Here is a 16,689-nt window from a genome sequence, read left to right as displayed (position 1 = left end):
AATCCTGCAATTCCAAAGCCGCTATCCGCCTCAATCAACAGGCCAGATCAATGGCTTGCGGATAGTTCACGGCCGACTCACTATTTCTATGCTGAACAGTCTCGCCTGAGTATATGTTTTAGCTAGTCGCTAATTAGACGGAATTCTGCCAGTCTGCATTCCCCCCTGATCTGATGTAGAGCAGCTTCCAAGTGGGAATTAGCCCCCCATCGACCGGATCGGGCGACACGAACATGCGCTGAAGGCTTGGCGGAACGGCTACTGGGACCATGATGCTACTCGAATGCAAGATAGTGTCAGAACGTCCCGGGAAGGCTGCAGGCAGGGGATGTCAGGTCAATCAGCCTATAGATATGATACCGCCCATTCGCTGAGACTTCACGATGGGCATAGGAGGTGGGAATTCTTGCCTTGAGATGGACGCGGCTGTCGGAGCAGGCGAGCACGGCAGCAGCGATGGCCTGAACCTTCGGGCCGCTGACAAAAACGTTCACCACCGCACGCGAGCCGAACCCGTCGAGATACGTCTCGAAAGCATCGAGGTGGGCCATCAGCCCGAAAGCCTGGATGTCGCGAACTTCGCCATCTTCGAGCCGGTGGGTTTCACGTACCTTGGCCACCTGTTGATCGAGCAAAGCATCGATATGCGCATTCTTGTCGCTTCTTGGGACGAGGAGCGAGATCCGTTCCGGACTGACGATATCGATCAATCCGTAGAATACGTCGGCATCTCCTCCGATCCCCACGAGCAGGACTTTCTCTTCGCCCATTCCTCCGCTGCCTTGAAGATGAGGGACGGTGACGTATCGGTCCAAGCCGCTGGAAAAATCCTCTTTGCCGATCGCGTTCCCGTAGATACCTTCGGCGTACCCGAATTCGAGAGACTGAATCGACATTTTCTTGAATGCCACCGCAATCAGCCATTGGATGTAGATTCGCGGCATCGTCGAGCACTCGACGAAAACCTTCCGCAGGCTTCCTTCGTATGAGCCACATGAAGCGGCCATCTGAGTGAGCAGGTGATCGAGGAGATTGATGTTCTTCTGATACTCGATGGAAGGCTCGAGGGTGATCACAGTCACTTCGACGCCCCATCGGGTACCCATAGCGATGAGCTTTCGCCGGTTTTCTTCGACGGCTGGGACGTTCGCTTCCTTCAGAGCAAAGTCCAGAACCACGATCTTGCCGACCTTCAGGTCAAGATGGTTTTCGAACGCGGCGAAACGCGTTTCCCATCCAAGCGCGACGATCGCGATATCTGCCTCCATCGTTTCGCAGGTACCTGCATCTCTCGCCTTCTCGGTGACGGCCAGATGGCCGAAGACTCGATACTCGACAGTTGAAGCGGTCATTCGAGATCGCTCTCGAAAAGCGAGTGCTGGAATTCGGTCTTGAGTGCGGGCCGCGCGACGAGCTCCTTAAACACCGAGTCGGCCCAGTCTTCTGGGAGCCGATGCCTGGTAAAAAGCAGGTCGACCATCCGCGCCGCAGGGATTGTGTTGATTTCGTACGGGCCGCGATAGGAGAACCCGAAGTAAGGTGCAAATCGCCGATGCAATCTGATCATCATCTCCTTCGATGCGGGGTCGGCGCGGTCCACCTCAAAGTTGCCGGCGGCGGAGACCTCCCGGATAAACCCATCCCTTTCCGCCCGACGCAGGACCTCGTCCAGTTTTCCGCTGGGTTGCTCCAGTCGGTTCACCAGCGAGCGCATTTCCTTTAGATCAACCCTGAAAATGCCTCTCTCTGTCGTTCCTAGAGCATTTTCTTCGGCAAACTCTGTCTGGAGGCGAGCGGTCAGGTAACCCAACGCCCGCACCATGCGCACGCTCTCTTCTTCGTACGGATGTGAAAGCGCCTGAAGTCCATCAAGCTTCCGTTGAGAGGCGGCGTTCACAGCCTGTCTCTGCTGTTCGAGATGAATCTGTAAATCCGAGTTGATGAATTCCACCAGTTTTCGTGGATCACTGGAACTCGGAACACTGCGGCGGAAGATCTCTCCCATTATATCAAGGAAATCGCGTATACAGACGTCGCTCAATGATGTGATGATCTGGTGCCCTACGTACGGGTAGTCATGCAGACGCAGCATCTGGCACGCTTTCAGAAAAGCCCATCCCTGTTTCCGGGCGATCGACCTCTTCAGATTTGAAGCATCCGCCTTGCTCATGGGCCGGCGCTTAATTTCCGGGTTCATGAGCGCGAGCGCCAGCCCTTCGGCATAAGGGCGCGCTTTTCGATCAAGAAGGAATTGCTGCTGATCCGCCGTCCTCAAATTCACGGAGAGGAATTCACGTGCTGCATCAGCAAGTGCCACAAGCTCTTCTCTGCCCTCGGAATGACCCGATATGATAACCCGCTCGATGATGTCATTGACGGAAAGCCGCCCCAGCCGGTTTTTGAGCGAAAACGCGCTGAGCGCATCGTTGCGCTCGAGATCACTCCGCAGATGGTCAGGAAGCGCATAGTACAGCCGAAGCGACGACACGTTCTCGCACAGCGTGGCGAACTCCCTCGGATCGACTGAATCAAGATTCTCGACGTCCCGGTCAGCATTCGAGAGCGACTGGCCGGGTATGATCGTCCGGATCGTGTCGTAGAGGCCGCCGATGTAGGCGAGGACCCATTTCACGTTGCCGCGCGTCTTTCTCACCAAGGTGTTCAGGAACTGCTGTTGGAGCGGTGTCAGTGCTTCACAGTCGTCAATCAGTATCTTGAAGAAGGGCGCCCTGTCACCGGCGAAAGATGGGCCATTTAAAAGTGGAGTGATCGCGGTCGCGACCTTGTTAATGATCGCGCCAGGGTCTGTTGCTCTGAAGCCGGTCGCTCCGGCATCGGCGGCAAAGAAGAACGCGTTGAAGCATTCGTCGACGTACCGGGTTATCCCACCCCGCAGCTCATCGATGCTGAAGAAGTCGAGACGGGCAGGTTGGGGTATGAAGTGCAGCACTTCGCGATGCAGTGCCAGGGCGACGTCCCTATCTTCGGAGGCCCGGTATTTCAAGTGGCCGTCGCGTCTGAGCTGGCCGATGCTCTCGAGCAGGCGTTCGACTATCTTCAGCTCCAGATAGTGAGAGAAGATTACGAATTGCCGCGGGATCACGGCGGCCGTGTCGAAGCGTATCCGCTCCGGAATGAGGTTCAGAACGGCGTTGTCGATTAGGGGCGAGAATGTCTCATTGAGCTGGAAGAAGACGCCATACCAAGCGAGCTTGCCGACTTGGTCCGAGAGACTTTTGTCTTCAAGAATATGGACTGTGGAAAGCGAGCGAAGAATGCTGGTCTTGCCGCTGCCTCTCGTCCCTGCGACGAAGACCGGCTTGGCGGCGGCAGAAATCAACGCCGACTTCTGACTGAACCACAGTATCGGGCGGCTTTCGTACTCGATCCTGTTGGGGCCGAACGGATTCTCCATCGCTATTCGTCCCTTACCTTAATGCGCCAAGCCGAGTTTGCCTTGGTGAGGCCGTCTATCTCGATGAAGCGCGCCGCTTGGAGCATCAGAAGAGAGTCTTCCAGATCTAGCCCGAGCTCGGCGGAGGCAGCAATCTCAGTGATCTCGTCCCAGAAGAGTAACCCATTCCCGCGCCTGGTGGCATGGTCGCGCAGTCGGCGCAGCAGGTCAAACGTGTCGTTGTTCAGAAAGGCCTTGCCGTTGGACATGGTCGAAATAAAGCAATGTTCGCCTTCCATGACCGTCCCGTCGGCGACATTGGTGCGGTAGGGTATAAGTCGGATGCCGACGAGCTCTCCCTGATCGGTCGTGAAGAAGACGAGCTCATTGAAACCTGACTGTATCTCTGGTGCTGAGATGCAGATCAATTTGCCGTCCGGAAACCTTGGATCGTTGACGATCTCGACCGGATCAGCATGTATGTGTCCATGCAGGTAGACGATAGGCTTGTTGCCCTGCAGCAGCTGAGTTCTGACAAATCCGCTGTTGAGCATCTCCGCGTATGGCGTAATGCGCGGAGTCTTTTGTGGCAGCAGATTGTGATGGCCGATTATGATGCCGTAACGCATGTCGGGCTGCTGGAGCAATTCCTGTAGGCCTGCAAGCATCTCACGCGAGATGTATGGCGTGTCCATCTGACCGTAATACTCGTCGTCGGACGCCTCCTTGTCTGGATCGCTGGGAGGTGTCGCGGGCGAATGTCCCGAGATGTCCGGCGAGCCGAGATCTAGAGGCTCTGTAGAAGGACTGAGTGCCTCGAGACGATCACGAAGGAACGCGGGAAGGTTTTGAAGCTCCCAACTGCCTATCGCTGTGTTGACGAGGATGAAGTTTGCGCCTGCGGATCCTGTCGGAAGTCTGAAGTGCACGGGTTGGTCCACGGGAACGGTCTGCCAACCCAAGCGGGCGGCTAAACTCGCCATTTCGCTGAATTTCTCAGTCGGTCCAAGTTCGCGCGCGTCATCACGGTTCACATCGTGATTTCCCGGTACGAATATCAACGGAAGCGCCTTTGAACTGCGTCCCTGTGCGCGGCAGAGCAACGTGAAATGCTGGAATGCCGAAGCAATGAAGGTCTTGTCGCCACGGCTCGTGAAATCCCCCATGAAGGCGATCGAATCCAAGGGCTTCGAAGTCGTCAGCCGCCGAAGTTTCGTCAAGACGGCACGCAGCGAAGACGCGCGTAGCTTCTGCGTTATTTTCGGAGCGAACTTGCTATCCTTGGCATCGATGTTGCTAGAGGAAGGATGCCAGTCCGGATAGTGAATATCGCCTACTTGAAGGATTCGCACCCGCCGCATAACTCGCCCCCCTGCCGAGAGCCATAGACTAATCCGTTCGCTTTTGCCAAGCGCGAACGATCATCCGCAGTGTCCTTAACGAGGTAGCCTGCACTTTTCGAGAATTGCCACGGCGGCTATTTTTCGGCTGTGAAGCACACGAGACCCGTGACGTGAGACCCAGTTGCTCAATGCCCAGTTGCTCAATGAGCTTTCTTACGAATAAGGGAGAATTTCCGCGGCCGGACTATCTCTGAGCGAGCGTGCATGACTGCCAACGGAAGGTCTTGCACGCACCCTTGCGATCTTGAGCAATGGTCGCCATGACTTTCTTCTTGCAGGCTTTTGAGTGGCCCAGCCTGCGATCACCAGACCCCACCGATTCTAAAGAGCGTGGCAGATGGGATAGTCGAGGTTGCCCGTGCACAGTCACGCTCAGGGCTTGCGCCGCCCAGAGGACACGCTGAAAAGGCAGATTGGGGCGCAAGCACGCCATTCACGAGAGGTTCGACATGAAGACCATGCAAGAAAAAGACATTCCGGCATTCGTACAAGCAGTTGTGGACGCCGGCTGCAAAATTTGCGCGATTGGCAACTTGGGATACGTCTTTGGCGATGCTGATTTCACGCCAGCGCAACGGAGGGCCGTCGAGCCACAGCTGCGTAGGATTGCTGAAATCTACGGCGAACGCGATCATCTCATGAACGAGATAGCTGTATATCTGCGGTCGATCGGACGCCATGTCGAGGTTGAGCCGAAGACAGGTATTTCCTGATGGCCGTGATCGCGAGAAGCCGTCTTCCAACCTCTGAATCCTAAAGGAGGTGACCCCCAAGGCCGTTCGTCACCTTCGACCAGAATAACCACATCCGTGACCGCCTGAGCTACTTGGTCGATACGCGCACATGGCCAATACAGTTTCTCCATCCTTCACGAAGCGAATGAGGCTTTGGCCATTCAGCCCCGGTCTACGGGGCGTGACTTGTCCCCGATGCATGCGCGAGCTCTCCGCCCGGCTGGCCGCCGGTCGTCGCCACCGGCCGAAGGCGCCCGAATGCGCTTGACAAGATAGCGTCAGCCCGTTCAACCTAAGGCATTCACCAGGGGAGTCCCGGCAAGGGGCTGAGATACTGCTGGCTTTCGCGGCGCAGTGACCCGTTGAACCTGATCCAGTTCATACTGGCGTAGGGACGGTGCAAGCGCTTTGCGGGAGTTTACGCCCGAGGTCCTGTTGCAGCAGGTCTACAGAAGCGTCTTTTCATCCTTCCGGCACAGAACTGGGTCTCCAATGCATGAGCAAAGGAGCCTCACGATGAATGCCCTCACCCCCGCCGTATCGACGGGACCACTGCCCGCCTCGCGGAAAATCCACAAGCCCGGCGTCCTCTACCCGCAGATCAGGGTGCCGATGCGCGAGATTTCCGTCCATCCGACGGCCGGCGAACCGCCCGTCACCGTCTACGATCCGTCCGGCCCCTACACCGATCCATCAGTCGAAACCAGCATCGAAAAAGGCCTTGCCCGGCTTCGCCACGAATGGGTCACGGCGCGTGGCGATGTCGAAGCCTATGACGGCCGCCACGTCCGGCCGGAAGACAATGGATTCGCCACCGGCGAGCGCCTGACACCGGAATTTCCGATACGCAATCGGCCGCTCAAGGCCAAGCAGGGCAAGGCGGTGACCCAACTTGCCTATGCGCGCGCCGGCATCATCACGCCAGAAATGGAGTTCGTAGCCATCCGCGAGAATCTCGGCCGCGAGGTGATGCGCGGCAAGCTGCAACGCGACGGCGAAGCCTTCGGCGCGGCGATCCCAGATTTCGTCACACCCGAATTCGTGCGCGACGAGGTGGCGCGCGGGCGCGCAATCATTCCCGCCAACATCAATCATCCCGAGAGCGAGCCGATGATCATCGGTCGCAATTTTCTGGTCAAGATCAACGCCAACATCGGTAACTCGGCTGTCACATCGTCGATGGCCGAAGAGGTCGAAAAAATGGTCTGGGCTATCCGCTGGGGCGCGGACACGGTGATGGACCTGTCGACCGGCCGCAACATCCACAACATCCGCGACTGGATCGTGCGCAATGCGCCGGTGCCGATCGGTACGGTGCCGCTCTATCAGGCGCTGGAAAAGGTCAACGGCATCGCCGAGGATCTGAACTGGGAGGTCTACCGCGACACGCTGATCGAGCAGGCCGAGCAAGGCGTCGACTATTTCACCATCCACGCCGGCGTGCGGCTGCACTACATCCCGCTGACCGTCGACCGGGTCACGGGCATCGTCTCGCGCGGCGGCTCGATCATGGCCAAATGGTGCCTGCACCATCACCGGGAGAGCTTCCTCTACGAGCATTTCGAGGAGATCTGCGACATCGCCAGAGCCTATGACGTCTCCTTCTCGCTCGGCGACGGCCTTCGTCCCGGTTCAATCGCCGATGCGAACGACGCGGCGCAATTCGCCGAACTGGAAACACTTGGAGAACTCACCAAGATTGCCTGGGCAAAGGACTGCCAGGTGATGATCGAAGGCCCGGGCCATGTCCCCATGCACAAGATCAAGCAGAACATGGACAAGCAGCTCGCAGTGTGCGGTGAGGCGCCGTTCTACACGTTGGGGCCGCTGACGACCGACATCGCGCCGGGCTATGACCACATCACCTCAGGGATAGGTGCCGCCATGATAGGCTGGTTCGGCACCGCAATGCTTTGCTACGTCACGCCGAAAGAGCATCTCGGCCTTCCCGACCGCAACGACGTCAAGATTGGCGTGATCACCTACAAGATAGCCGCCCATGCAGCCGATCTGGCGAAGGGCCATCCGGCAGCGAAAACCAGGGATGATGCCCTTTCGCGCGCGCGCTTCGAGTTCCGCTGGGAGGACCAGTTCAACCTGTCGCTCGACCCCGAAACCGCACGGTCCTTCCACGACCAGACCTTGCCCAAGGAGGCGCACAAGCTGGCACATTTTTGTTCGATGTGCGGGCCGAAATTCTGCTCCATGCGCATTTCCCACGACATCCGTGCCGAGGCCCAGAAGGAAGGCATGGCGGCAATGGCGGCAAAATACCGGGAGGGCGGCGATCTCTACATGCAGGCGGACGAGACTGGCGTACCGGTCGTGCCAGAGGCTCCCAAACCATCATGAGGGTGCTCGTCAAAGGGGCCGGCGTTGCCGGCCTCACCGTCGCTTTCGAACTCGCCGCCCGCGGCGCGACGGTCACCGTCGCCGAGATGCGGCATGGCCTTGGTGGCAACGCGTCGTGGTTCGCCGGCGGCATGCTGGCGCCATGGTGCGAGCGCGAAAGCGCGGAGCAGCCGGTGCTGGATCTCGGACGCGATGCTGCCGACTGGTGGGATGCGGTGCTGTCGGGTCAGGTGACACGGGCCGGGACATTGGTCGTGGCCGCGCCGCGTGATGCCGGTGAGCTTGACCGGTTCGCCAGTCGCACGTCAGGGCATCGGCGCGTCGATGAAAACGAAATTGCGCTCCTGGAACCCGACCTCGCCGGCCGCTTCCGGCGTGGATTGCTCTTCCCCGACGAGGCTCACCTCGACCCACGCCCGGCGATGGCGGCACTTCATGACAAGCTTGCGACCATGGGTGTCAAATTCCACTTCGGCTGCGACGCCCGGCCTGTTTCGGGATTCGCCCGTCAGATAGACTGCATGGGAATGGCAGCGGCCGATGACAGGCTGCGCGGTGTTCGCGGCGAAATGCTGATCCTTCGCACGCCTGATGTCTCGCTGTCGCGGCCGGTCCGTTTGCTTCATCCACGCTTTCCGCTTTATGCCGTGCCGCGCACCGATCACCGTTTCATGATCGGAGCGACGATGATTGAAAGCCAGAGCGCCGGACCGGTGACGGCGCGTTCCATGATGGAGCTGCTGGGCGCCGCCCATGCCCTCCATCCGGCCTTTGGTGAGGCCGAGATCGTTGAAACCGGTGTGGGTGTCCGTCCGGCATTTCCCGACAATTTGCCACGCGTCGAAACAGACGGTGAGATCATCGCGATCAACGGTCTTTATCGTCACGGTTTTCTCCTCGCCCCCGCCATGGCGCGCCAGGCTGCCGACCTGGTTTTCAGTCAAGACAGAACCAAGGAGCATGCTCATGAAACTGATGGTCAACGGCGAGGCGCGTGAGATTGCCGCCACCACGCTGGCCGAGTTGCTTGCCGCGCTCGACTATGAGGGCGATTGGCTCGCCACCGCCGTCAACAGCGACCTCGTGCACAAAGCCAACCGCGCGGAGTTCCAGTTGAGCGACGGCGACCGGATCGAAATCCTCTCGCCCATGCAGGGCGGCTAGCATGTTGGAGCTTTATGGAACCGAGCTTTCGTCGCGCCTGCTTCTCGGCACGGCTCAGTATCCTTCGCCGGCCATCCTTGCCGATGCAGTCAAGGCATCGGGCACGTCGGTGGTGACCGTCTCGTTGCGGCGTGAGATGGCGGGCGGTAGGGCCGGCGAACAATTCTGGTCGTTGATCCGCTCGCTGGGCGCCAGAACCCTGCCCAATACCGCCGGCTGCCTCTCCGTCAAGGAAGCCGTCACCACCGCGAAAATGGCGCGCGAGGTCTTCGGCACCAACTGGATCAAGCTCGAAGTGATCGGCAATCACGACACGCTACAGCCGGATGTGTTCGGTCTGGTTGAAGCCGCCCGCATCCTGTGCGAGGACGGCTTTGCGGTATTCCCCTATACCACCGACGATCTCGTTGTCGCCGAGCGGCTGCTGGAAGCGGGCTGCAAGGTCCTGATGCCGTGGTGCGCACCGATCGGTTCCGCCTTGGGACCGGTCAACATGACGGCGCTGCGCTCGATGCGCGGATATTTCCCTGGCGTCCCGCTGATTGTGGATGCGGGGCTCGGACGGCCGTCGCACGCGGCCACCGTCATGGAACTCGGCTTTGACGCCGTGCTCCTGAACACAGCGGTCGCCAAGGCGGCAGATCCGGTCGGCATGGCGCGTGCTTTCGGTAAGGCGGTCGACGCCGGTCGTGAGGCGTTCAGTTCGGGAATGCTCGAACCGCGCGACGTCGCCGTGCCATCGACACCGATGGTCGGCAGGGCCGTTTTTTCATGAAGCTCGATCCCTTCTACCTGATCGTCGACAGCGCCGCCTGGATCGAAAGGTTGGCGCCGCTCGGCGTCAAGCTGATTCAGCTTCGCATCAAAACCATGGATGAAACCGGGCTGCGCGCGGAGATCCGCAAGTCGAAGGCCTGGTGTGTCCAACACAAAAGCCAGCTCATCATCAATGATTATTGGCGCCTGGCAATCGAGGAAGGCTGCGATTTCGTGCATCTGGGCCAGGAGGATTTGCAAACGGCCGACCTCTCGAGGATACGGGCAGCGGGCGTCAGGCTCGGATTGAGCACGCATGATCATGTCGAGCTGGAAACGGCCATGTTTGCCGAGCCCGACTATGTCGCGCTCGGTCCGATCTATCCCACCACTTTGAAGAAAATGAAGTGGGCACCGCAAGGGCTAGAGCGGATCAGCGAGTGGAAGCGGCGGGTGGCGCCGATCCCATTGGTCGCCATCGGCGGCCTCAACCCCGACCGCCTCGACGGCGTCTTTGAGGCCGGCGCCAACAGCGCCGCAGTGGTCACGGACATCACGTTGAGCTTCGACCCCGAAGCGCGCACGCGAGAATGGATCGAAAAGACGGACCGATGGCGATGAGACGAGAACCGCATGTGCTTGTCGTTGGCGGATCAGATTCCAGCGGGGGTGCTGGAATAGCACGCGACATCGAGACGATCTCTGCCGTTGGCGTGCGCACCTGTCTCGCCGTCACAGCGCTAACGGTGCAAACGCACGACGCCGTGATCGAAATCCATCATTCGCCACCCAGCATGGTGGCCAATCAGATGTGTGCCGCGCTACAGGCCAACGACGTAGCCACAATCAAGATCGGCATGCTGGCGACTGCCAAGATCATTGTTGCCGTTGCCGCAGTGCTGCGCAAATTTCCGCAAGTGCCGGCAGTACTCGACCCTGTGCTGGCCTCCACCTCAGGCCGCGCACTTCTGGAAGCAGGCGCTATCGCTGCCATGAAGCGCGATTTGATGCCGCTTTGCTGCATTGTCACGCCCAACCTTCCTGAACTGGCGCTCCTTACTGGTTCCGAACCGGCTTCGGATGAGGACGGTGCGCTCCAACAAGGACAAAGACTGCAGGCCGTCGGCCCTCAGGCCCTGCTGATCAAGGGTGGGCACGCGTCGGGTCCCCGATCGGCCGATATTCTGTTACGCTCCGATCATGAACCCATCCACTTCGACACGCCGCGCCTTGCTATATCGATGCGCGGAACAGGTTGCATGCTGGCCAGCGCGATTGCGGCGCATCTGGCGAAGGCGAAGTCGCTCGAAGATAGCGTGCGCGAAGGCAAGCTGTTTGTGTTCGAGAAGCTTCAGAAATGCCGGCTGAATAATCACAACGTTCTGCGTCCAGCCAAGCAGACCCATTTTCCAGAATTTTTCCAGTAGCGAGACTGGAGGGCTACTGCTTCTCTATGCCATCCTTACAACGCGTTGAGTTCCACTGTGCCGTCCAGAATTATCTGTCGTTGTCCAGAATTAAGCCGGGCTTAGAACTGAAACGAACCCGCCGAAAGGTACGAGCGGCCCTCACTCGATAAGGGTTACCAAACCTATTCCTGTGGGCTACCAATCCGCGTGGTGGGTGGCCTTAGGTTACCAATCAGTGTGGCGTCCGGAATTATCTGCCTCTCTCCGGAATTAAGCCGAGATTAGAAGATCGGTGCGGTATTGCGCCCGGTCAAACCGTGTCGATTTGCGGCGTAGCCGACGTGTCTCACGCTTGGCGGCGTCGCACGCTGGTCCCGATTGTCGCCCGAATATCTGCCTACCGGCGACAGTGAATGCGCCAAGCTAGACCTTCGTCGATAGGGCGGCTCCGGTTTACCAATCCTGTCGTCCTAGGTTGACCAATCCGTTGTCGACCGTGAGCGGGTTTACCAATAAGGGCGGCTATATTCTGCGCAAACCCAATCACCTGATGCCAATCCAGAATTAATCGTCATTAAGGGCATTGGTAAACTCAGTCTGAAACCCCACCCTTAGCCAGAAAACTCTCCTGTTTTCAATCGCATAGCCCGCCCGCCAGCAACCGATAATTCGGGACCGGTAAACCCGTGAAAGGCCCAATAATTCCGGACGTCACACCAGTCTGCCCTTTTATGCGACTTTTCGAGCACAGACCGGGAACATCTGACCGTTTCCATTCATCGCCCAAGGCCGGTTTAGCGCTGGAAAAGCCAAAGTGCGGGAGTAAGAATGGCCGCAACGGGGCCGGAAGCCGTCGGTCAGCTTTCGGGGAGTGATCCCGGTAAGTTCGCAACTCATTCGCTTCTTTTCTGCAGTCCCCGCCATTACGAGTTGGCGGTGTCGGTCGCCGAGGGGATCAACGCCATTACTGCGGCTAGTTCGGCCCTCCGGACGAGGAATGGCATGCGCGTCGTCCCATAGTGCTTGGCAAGATGGAAGCGGTGCATGCCTCCTACGATGTGAACTTGGCCTTGGTACTCGCCGAGCAAAGGCGGTGTGACACCGCGGCCATGCAGCCATCGGTAGGCGATCCCACAGCTCTTGCTCTTGTAACGTTGATGCCAAGGACCCTTGTCCCTGCTGGCGGCGTAGGTAAGCCTGCCGCCAACGTCAGTGACATCAGCGTCGATAAGAATGAAATCCGTCGAAGCGTGGTCGCTGGGATCATCGCCGTCGAACGCGAGATAGAAGTTTGCAGGATCGCAGTCCCATATCGCAGTCAGTGCAACCGGAATGTTCTTTCTTCCTTTGCACCAGATGTCGACCTTGCGTTTCTCCTGAGCGCGGGCGACCTCGAAGGCTTCGTCTAGTTTTCCTTCCGCGACATCCATGGCTGTGATGACGTTCAAGCCAAGGGCCGTCAGACGGTTGATCTCGTCCACGTTCGCCATGCCTTCTCCTCTGGCAGCAGATTATTATCCACCGTTGGAAGATGCGGCGGCAATCCAAGCCTGAGGCACGAGGGCCTGTCCACGCCATTCCTCAATCAACTTGACTCCGGGAAGCTTGCCCCAGACGTCCTCATCTGCATGATCCAGCACGATGATCTGGAGGCGACCTTTCGCGGCCATGACCTCAGCGCCTAGGAGCGCAAAGACCTTCCTGACGGCGACCACGTCCTGATCCCTCCACGCGATGAGGTCGGGGCCCTCGTCGCCCGCCGCCCGCTTAGGAAAATAGACTTGGCTAGGTTGGTCGAAGATCAGCTGACCAGGGACTGGGTGATGAGGTTCGGCCAGGAAGTAGTGCTGCAGCGCAAGCATTAGTGCGACGTGATACGCGAGCCAATTGGCGCCGCTGCCAATCTCCCACAGGTAGTCCTCACGCGTTCCCCTAGTCACCTTGACGGTCAGGTCTTCAATCAACAGCCTAATCGGGGCCTCGGGCCACTCCGCGTCAAGCTGCGGAATCAGCCGATTGGCATGATGGGAGACTTGGTGCAACGCGTTGAATAGCTTGCGCTGGATGTCGGCCTCGGAGATCGTCTTTTGCAGCGTTGCAATATCGGCCTGCAGCGAGGTGAGTTCCTGCCGCAAATCCGACGACTGGTCGGCGCGGTCGTAGACGTGCAACGCCTGCTCCAATCGACCGAGGAAGCGCTCAAGCCTATCGAAGCGATTGGCCTCGTCTCGGGCGACGTCAGAGTCCCGTTCCAGCACCGCTATCTCGCTACGGACATCGTTCAACTCAGATAGGACCGCTTCAGCGGCGCCGCGCTGGCGCAGGATTTCCTTGTCAAGCGTGTTAGACATCGCAGGGTGGGTCCGCAGTCGGATCTCCAGACCGCCGAGGTTGTCGCAAAGGGCCAAGACCTTCTCGCGGCCGCCGTCCCCGAGTGCGACCAACGGATCGGCGAACTCGTCGGCCAAGTCCCTCAGCCACGTGGAAAGGTCCAAGCGGTCACGTTGGATGCGCATGGCGTCGCCGTACGCCTCGCTGCTCTCCACCAGACGGCGCAGTTCGTTCAGGCGCTGACGATGCTCGGTAAGTCGCGCGGCGATTTCAGTTTCCGACGCACGAAGGGTTTCCAGACGCGTCAGCACCACATCGATGCCGGCCAGGCTTGGTCGAGCAAGACTTGAGTTGCTGTTCGACACGCGCCGAAGCAGGTCAACAACGTCACTCCAGTCCTTCGGCACTTCAGTGGAGGAATCGACTAGGCCAAGTTCGACTGCCTGACGCAGCCACGCCTCCGCCTCCGCCCGCCAAGCGCCAGTTGCCGACACGATCGCGCGTAGCTCAGCCTCCTTCCGGCGGAGGTTGCGCTGGAGCCGATCGATCTCAAACCGCGCCTGGAGAATCTTTGCCGTGACCGCGCCCAGAACGTACGGGAAGATGGTCTTTAGCTTCTCCCGGTGTTCCGTCGTATCGGCCTTGAAAAACATCACGTCGGGATTGGCGATCACGTTCTGAGGTTGGAACGTGAAGGCCATGAGGTCGCGGAAGCTTGGCCTTTGCTTGAATCCATTCTCTGTACCTGGTTCGAAGTCGAGGTCAGTCAGTCCTGCCAGGCGGTTCATCGCGCGCTTGACCGTGTCGACATTGGTGGTCTTGTCGGTGATCGTCTCCGGAATTTCGACCTGTGCGCCCTCCAGCAGCACCATGTCGCCTGTGCTCTGTTGGTCCCCCGGTTCGCGTCGCGCCAAGAGCTTTTCGCCCTCCAGCGTCTCGATCAGAATGCCGAACCAGCTGCAGTTCTCGCGGATTACGCCCACCGGAATCGCGCATTTCTCCGAGCCCAGACAGTAATCAACAATAGGGATAACGGCGGACTTCCCGGTCTTCGACGCGCCGCTGATGACGTTGACGACACCGGGCTCGAACTTGACGACCCGCGGCGCTGCACCATTGCGGGGCCAAAGGATCAGTTTTCGAAGCTGGAAATACATCTAGAACTCCACCCGTAACAGGTTGGCCACCTGCGCGGTCCCCAGGTTCGAAAACCAGAAACCCAATTTCTCCGAGGCAGGTCCGAGGTGCTTGACGCGCTCTGGAAGGACGAGCCTCCTCGGTTTCGGTTCTGGTACGTTTGCTCTTAAAGTAGCATCCTTGTAATCCACGGACAGCAGCCGCCCGCTCACACCGACAGCGGCCGATTGCAATGTCAGAGTACGCAGCAGCAGCGCTCGCTCGTGGACGGCGAGGAGTTGTTCCCGTTCCTTCCCGAGCTTGGCCGCGAAGAGCGCCAGTCCAGAGGGTCGGTTTGTCGAAGTCACGATTTCGAGCGTTGCGCGATGCAGGACGATTGGCAGCACGAGAAACGCCAAGGCGAACGGCGCTGGACGTTCGTCCTCAGCCTGGAAACCTTGGCCAAATTGCCACAATGCGAAAGCCCCAAGTCCTGGATTCTGGACAAGGGCGAGGTCGCTGAGCGGTAGGTGCGATCGGCCAGCCTCAATCAAGTCGCTGGCTCCAAAAGAGTCTGGTAGTCGGGATGCCAGCCGAGGCGCAGGCCGTGGGCAAGGGCGTTGAATGATCCGTGGACGAAATGACCGGGGACGACTCGACCATCGAGTGGAGGCTGCAACTGCGCGCAGCGCCTGTAAACTATTCTACCACGAACCGTTGCGGGGTGTCCGGCCTGTATGTCGTGCACCTCTGCACTGACGTGCTCATAGCGACCGACAAGATCATCGTCCCAGTCACTTAGGTTCTTCTCAAAGATTAGCCCGCTTTCGCCCCAGATCGAGATGTCGGCGAGCGTCCTAAGGTAATCGCTAACAGCCCGGACGCACGCTTCGTCTCCCACCTCGATCAGCTCGAGTTGGCGGACGAAGGCGGGACGGTCGGCGATCAATTGTTCGATGGCCTCGACAGGCGGTTGCTTGGTGAAAGACGACAGCAGCCCTGGAAGGTTGTTCTTCTGAACAAATGCTCTTTGCTCGGCCTGAAACGCGTCCACGTCCAAGATGGCGGGCTTGCCAGCTCTAATCAGCCTGTCCGCCGCCTCCTTCGCAGCGCCGATCGCGCGTTCGCACACTAGGTCGATGATGAGCGGAGAGACCGTCGGCTTGAAGATCGCGCGTATCGGATCGACGGGATCTGCATCGACGCTGATAACGGCGAGATTCTTGACCAAGGCGGCGCAATGAGCCGCATCAGCGTTCAGGAAAGCTTGGACGTCGGCGTCGCATGCCGGTGCAGCTTTCAGCTTGCTGTGGGCTTTGGCGAGGTTAGCGACCAGCGCCTCCACGTCGGCATCTGTTTTCGCGTCGTTCAGCGCGATCGCGAAGGCACCCGCCTTCACCGGTGTGACATATAGCCGGAAATGGCTGGTCGCCGGGTCGATCTCTCCCGCCGCCATGAAGCTGAGCCAGTTGGCCAGAGACTTCCACAGGTCCGCAGCCCAGTCGGATATCGGATTTTGCTTCAGTGCGCTCTTGCTTTGCTCAAGAACGACTTCGCCGCCGACCAGGTGAACCGCCACATCGTCTAAATGTTCAAGAGAGACCAAGGCGCCGCTAGGCGCGTTGAGCAGGTGAAAGCAAAGGCGTACAGGTTGAAGCGCATAGCCGAGGTATTGGCCAGCGGCGCTGTGTTTTCCCGTTTGCGTCTTCGCGTTCATTGCCCATCCCGTTCTCCCGAGTCGCACCGGAAGAAGCCAGTAACGATATTGGTATAGTTCGCCGTTGTTTACAATTGGCGCCCCGGCGATAGGACGGCTAGGCGCGATACAATTGCTGTTTAGGGCCAGCTCTCGAAGTCCAGATTCGGCAGGACAATGAATTTGCAGGACGTCCATTATGGGCACATCGGGGCCGTCTATGGCTCGGGCGATATGTCCGCTTTTGGACGAACGCGAAGTTTGCCGGAACGTCTGACTTTGGGCGCATACTTGCCGTCAAATTCGGCGTCCTTCACTGGTTCGTTCACGTATT

The 16,689-nt window shown here is 58.9% G+C and carries 14 protein-coding genes and 1 riboswitch; of the genes, 7 read left to right on the top strand and 7 right to left on the bottom strand.

Annotation, left to right across the window (positions count from 1 at the left end; genetic code table 11):
- Positions 1-296: 296 nt before the first annotated feature.
- From P9228_RS30270 to P9228_RS30260, 3 genes are read right to left on the bottom strand one after another with little or no spacing between them, the layout of a single operon-like run.
- Positions 297-1,352 carry a hypothetical protein gene (locus tag P9228_RS30270; RefSeq protein WP_063169411.1) on the bottom strand — a complete coding sequence of 352 codons (1,056 nt, stop codon included), beginning with the start codon at positions 1,350-1,352 and terminating at the stop codon, positions 297-299.
- Positions 1,349-3,415 carry a hypothetical protein gene (locus P9228_RS30265; protein ID WP_063169412.1) on the bottom strand — a complete coding sequence of 689 codons (2,067 nt, stop codon included), beginning with the start codon at positions 3,413-3,415 and terminating at the stop codon, positions 1,349-1,351. Before P9228_RS30265 ends, P9228_RS30270 begins: the two co-directional genes overlap by 4 nt.
- 2 nt (positions 3,416-3,417) lie before the next feature.
- Positions 3,418-4,755, bottom strand: a complete 1,338-nt coding sequence (locus tag P9228_RS30260; protein ID WP_063169413.1) for a metallophosphoesterase — start codon at positions 4,753-4,755, stop codon at positions 3,418-3,420.
- A gap of 491 nt (positions 4,756-5,246) precedes the next feature.
- Here P9228_RS30260 and P9228_RS30255 point away from each other — a divergent pair, with 491 nt between their 5' ends.
- The 7 genes from P9228_RS30255 (at position 5,247) to P9228_RS30225 (ending at position 11,230) form a co-directional block, all read left to right on the top strand.
- Complete coding sequence (locus P9228_RS30255; protein ID WP_082826710.1) at positions 5,247-5,510, top strand: hypothetical protein; 264 nt, start codon at positions 5,247-5,249, stop codon at positions 5,508-5,510.
- Between the two features lie 317 nt (positions 5,511-5,827).
- Positions 5,828-5,944, top strand: a riboswitch (TPP riboswitch).
- 103 nt (positions 5,945-6,047) lie between these two features.
- The gene (gene thiC / locus P9228_RS30250; protein WP_063169414.1) at positions 6,048-7,883 is read left to right on the top strand and encodes a phosphomethylpyrimidine synthase ThiC; all 1,836 of its coding nucleotides are present in this window, start codon (positions 6,048-6,050) and stop codon (positions 7,881-7,883) included.
- Complete coding sequence (thiO, locus tag P9228_RS30245) at positions 7,880-8,881, top strand: glycine oxidase ThiO (protein ID WP_063169415.1); 1,002 nt, start codon at positions 7,880-7,882, stop codon at positions 8,879-8,881. The genes thiC and thiO overlap by 4 nt, the downstream gene beginning before the upstream one ends.
- On the top strand, positions 8,850-9,047 hold the full coding sequence (thiS, locus tag P9228_RS30240) for a sulfur carrier protein ThiS (RefSeq protein ID WP_024504260.1): 198 nt from the start codon (positions 8,850-8,852) through the stop codon (positions 9,045-9,047). Before thiO ends, thiS begins: the two co-directional genes overlap by 32 nt.
- Position 9,048: 1 nt before the next feature.
- On the top strand, positions 9,049-9,822 hold the full coding sequence (locus P9228_RS30235) for a thiazole synthase (protein ID WP_024504259.1): 774 nt from the start codon (positions 9,049-9,051) through the stop codon (positions 9,820-9,822).
- The gene (locus P9228_RS30230; protein ID WP_063169416.1) at positions 9,819-10,424 is read left to right on the top strand and encodes a thiamine phosphate synthase; all 606 of its coding nucleotides are present in this window, start codon (positions 9,819-9,821) and stop codon (positions 10,422-10,424) included. The genes P9228_RS30235 and P9228_RS30230 overlap by 4 nt, the downstream gene beginning before the upstream one ends.
- Positions 10,415-11,230 (top strand): hydroxymethylpyrimidine/phosphomethylpyrimidine kinase, encoded by an 816-nt coding sequence (locus tag P9228_RS30225; protein ID WP_063169417.1) that lies wholly within the window; start codon positions 10,415-10,417, stop codon positions 11,228-11,230. Before P9228_RS30230 ends, P9228_RS30225 begins: the two co-directional genes overlap by 10 nt.
- Positions 11,231-12,135: 905 nt before the next feature.
- Here P9228_RS30225 and P9228_RS30220 read toward each other — a convergent pair.
- The 4 genes from P9228_RS30220 to P9228_RS30205 are packed head-to-tail and all read right to left on the bottom strand — an operon-like array spanning position 12,136 to position 16,376.
- Positions 12,136-12,702, bottom strand: coding sequence for a hypothetical protein (locus P9228_RS30220; RefSeq protein ID WP_063169418.1), 567 nt, complete (start codon positions 12,700-12,702; stop codon positions 12,136-12,138).
- 24 nt (positions 12,703-12,726) lie between these two features.
- A complete protein-coding gene (locus P9228_RS30215; protein ID WP_063169419.1) occupies positions 12,727-14,700 on the bottom strand; it encodes a DUF3732 domain-containing protein in 1,974 nt (657 codons plus the stop codon).
- Positions 14,701-15,213, bottom strand: a complete 513-nt coding sequence (locus P9228_RS30210) for a three component ABC system middle component (protein WP_063169420.1) — start codon at positions 15,211-15,213, stop codon at positions 14,701-14,703.
- Positions 15,210-16,376, bottom strand: a complete 1,167-nt coding sequence (locus tag P9228_RS30205) for an ABC-three component system protein (protein ID WP_063169421.1) — start codon at positions 16,374-16,376, stop codon at positions 15,210-15,212. The genes P9228_RS30210 and P9228_RS30205 overlap by 4 nt, the downstream gene beginning before the upstream one ends.
- Positions 16,377-16,689: the final 313 nt, after the last annotated feature.

The sequence above is a fragment of the Mesorhizobium sp. WSM4898 genome (assembly GCF_029625845.1).
Classification (GTDB): Bacteria; Pseudomonadota; Alphaproteobacteria; order Rhizobiales; family Rhizobiaceae; genus Mesorhizobium.
The sequence above is the reverse complement of the archived record's forward strand: the minus strand, read 5'-3'. Positions and strand labels throughout refer to the sequence as shown.

Coding starts and splice junctions, on each gene's coding strand:
- P9228_RS30205 (WP_063169421.1), bottom strand. CDS start 16,376: ATGAACGCGAAGACGCAAACGGGAAAACACAGCGCCGCTGGCCAATAC.
- thiC (WP_063169414.1), top strand. CDS start 6,048: ATGAATGCCCTCACCCCCGCCGTATCGACGGGACCACTGCCCGCCTCG.
- thiS (WP_024504260.1), top strand. CDS start 8,850: ATGAAACTGATGGTCAACGGCGAGGCGCGTGAGATTGCCGCCACCACG.
- P9228_RS30225 (WP_063169417.1), top strand. CDS start 10,415: ATGGCGATGAGACGAGAACCGCATGTGCTTGTCGTTGGCGGATCAGAT.
- P9228_RS30215 (WP_063169419.1), bottom strand. CDS start 14,700: ATGTATTTCCAGCTTCGAAAACTGATCCTTTGGCCCCGCAATGGTGCA.
- P9228_RS30260 (WP_063169413.1), bottom strand. CDS start 4,755: ATGCGGCGGGTGCGAATCCTTCAAGTAGGCGATATTCACTATCCGGAC.
- P9228_RS30255 (WP_082826710.1), top strand. CDS start 5,247: ATGAAGACCATGCAAGAAAAAGACATTCCGGCATTCGTACAAGCAGTT.
- P9228_RS30235 (WP_024504259.1), top strand. CDS start 9,049: ATGTTGGAGCTTTATGGAACCGAGCTTTCGTCGCGCCTGCTTCTCGGC.
- P9228_RS30270 (WP_063169411.1), bottom strand. CDS start 1,352: ATGACCGCTTCAACTGTCGAGTATCGAGTCTTCGGCCATCTGGCCGTC.
- P9228_RS30230 (WP_063169416.1), top strand. CDS start 9,819: ATGAAGCTCGATCCCTTCTACCTGATCGTCGACAGCGCCGCCTGGATC.
- thiO (WP_063169415.1), top strand. CDS start 7,880: ATGAGGGTGCTCGTCAAAGGGGCCGGCGTTGCCGGCCTCACCGTCGCT.
- P9228_RS30265 (WP_063169412.1), bottom strand. CDS start 3,415: ATGGAGAATCCGTTCGGCCCCAACAGGATCGAGTACGAAAGCCGCCCG.
- P9228_RS30220 (WP_063169418.1), bottom strand. CDS start 12,702: ATGGCGAACGTGGACGAGATCAACCGTCTGACGGCCCTTGGCTTGAAC.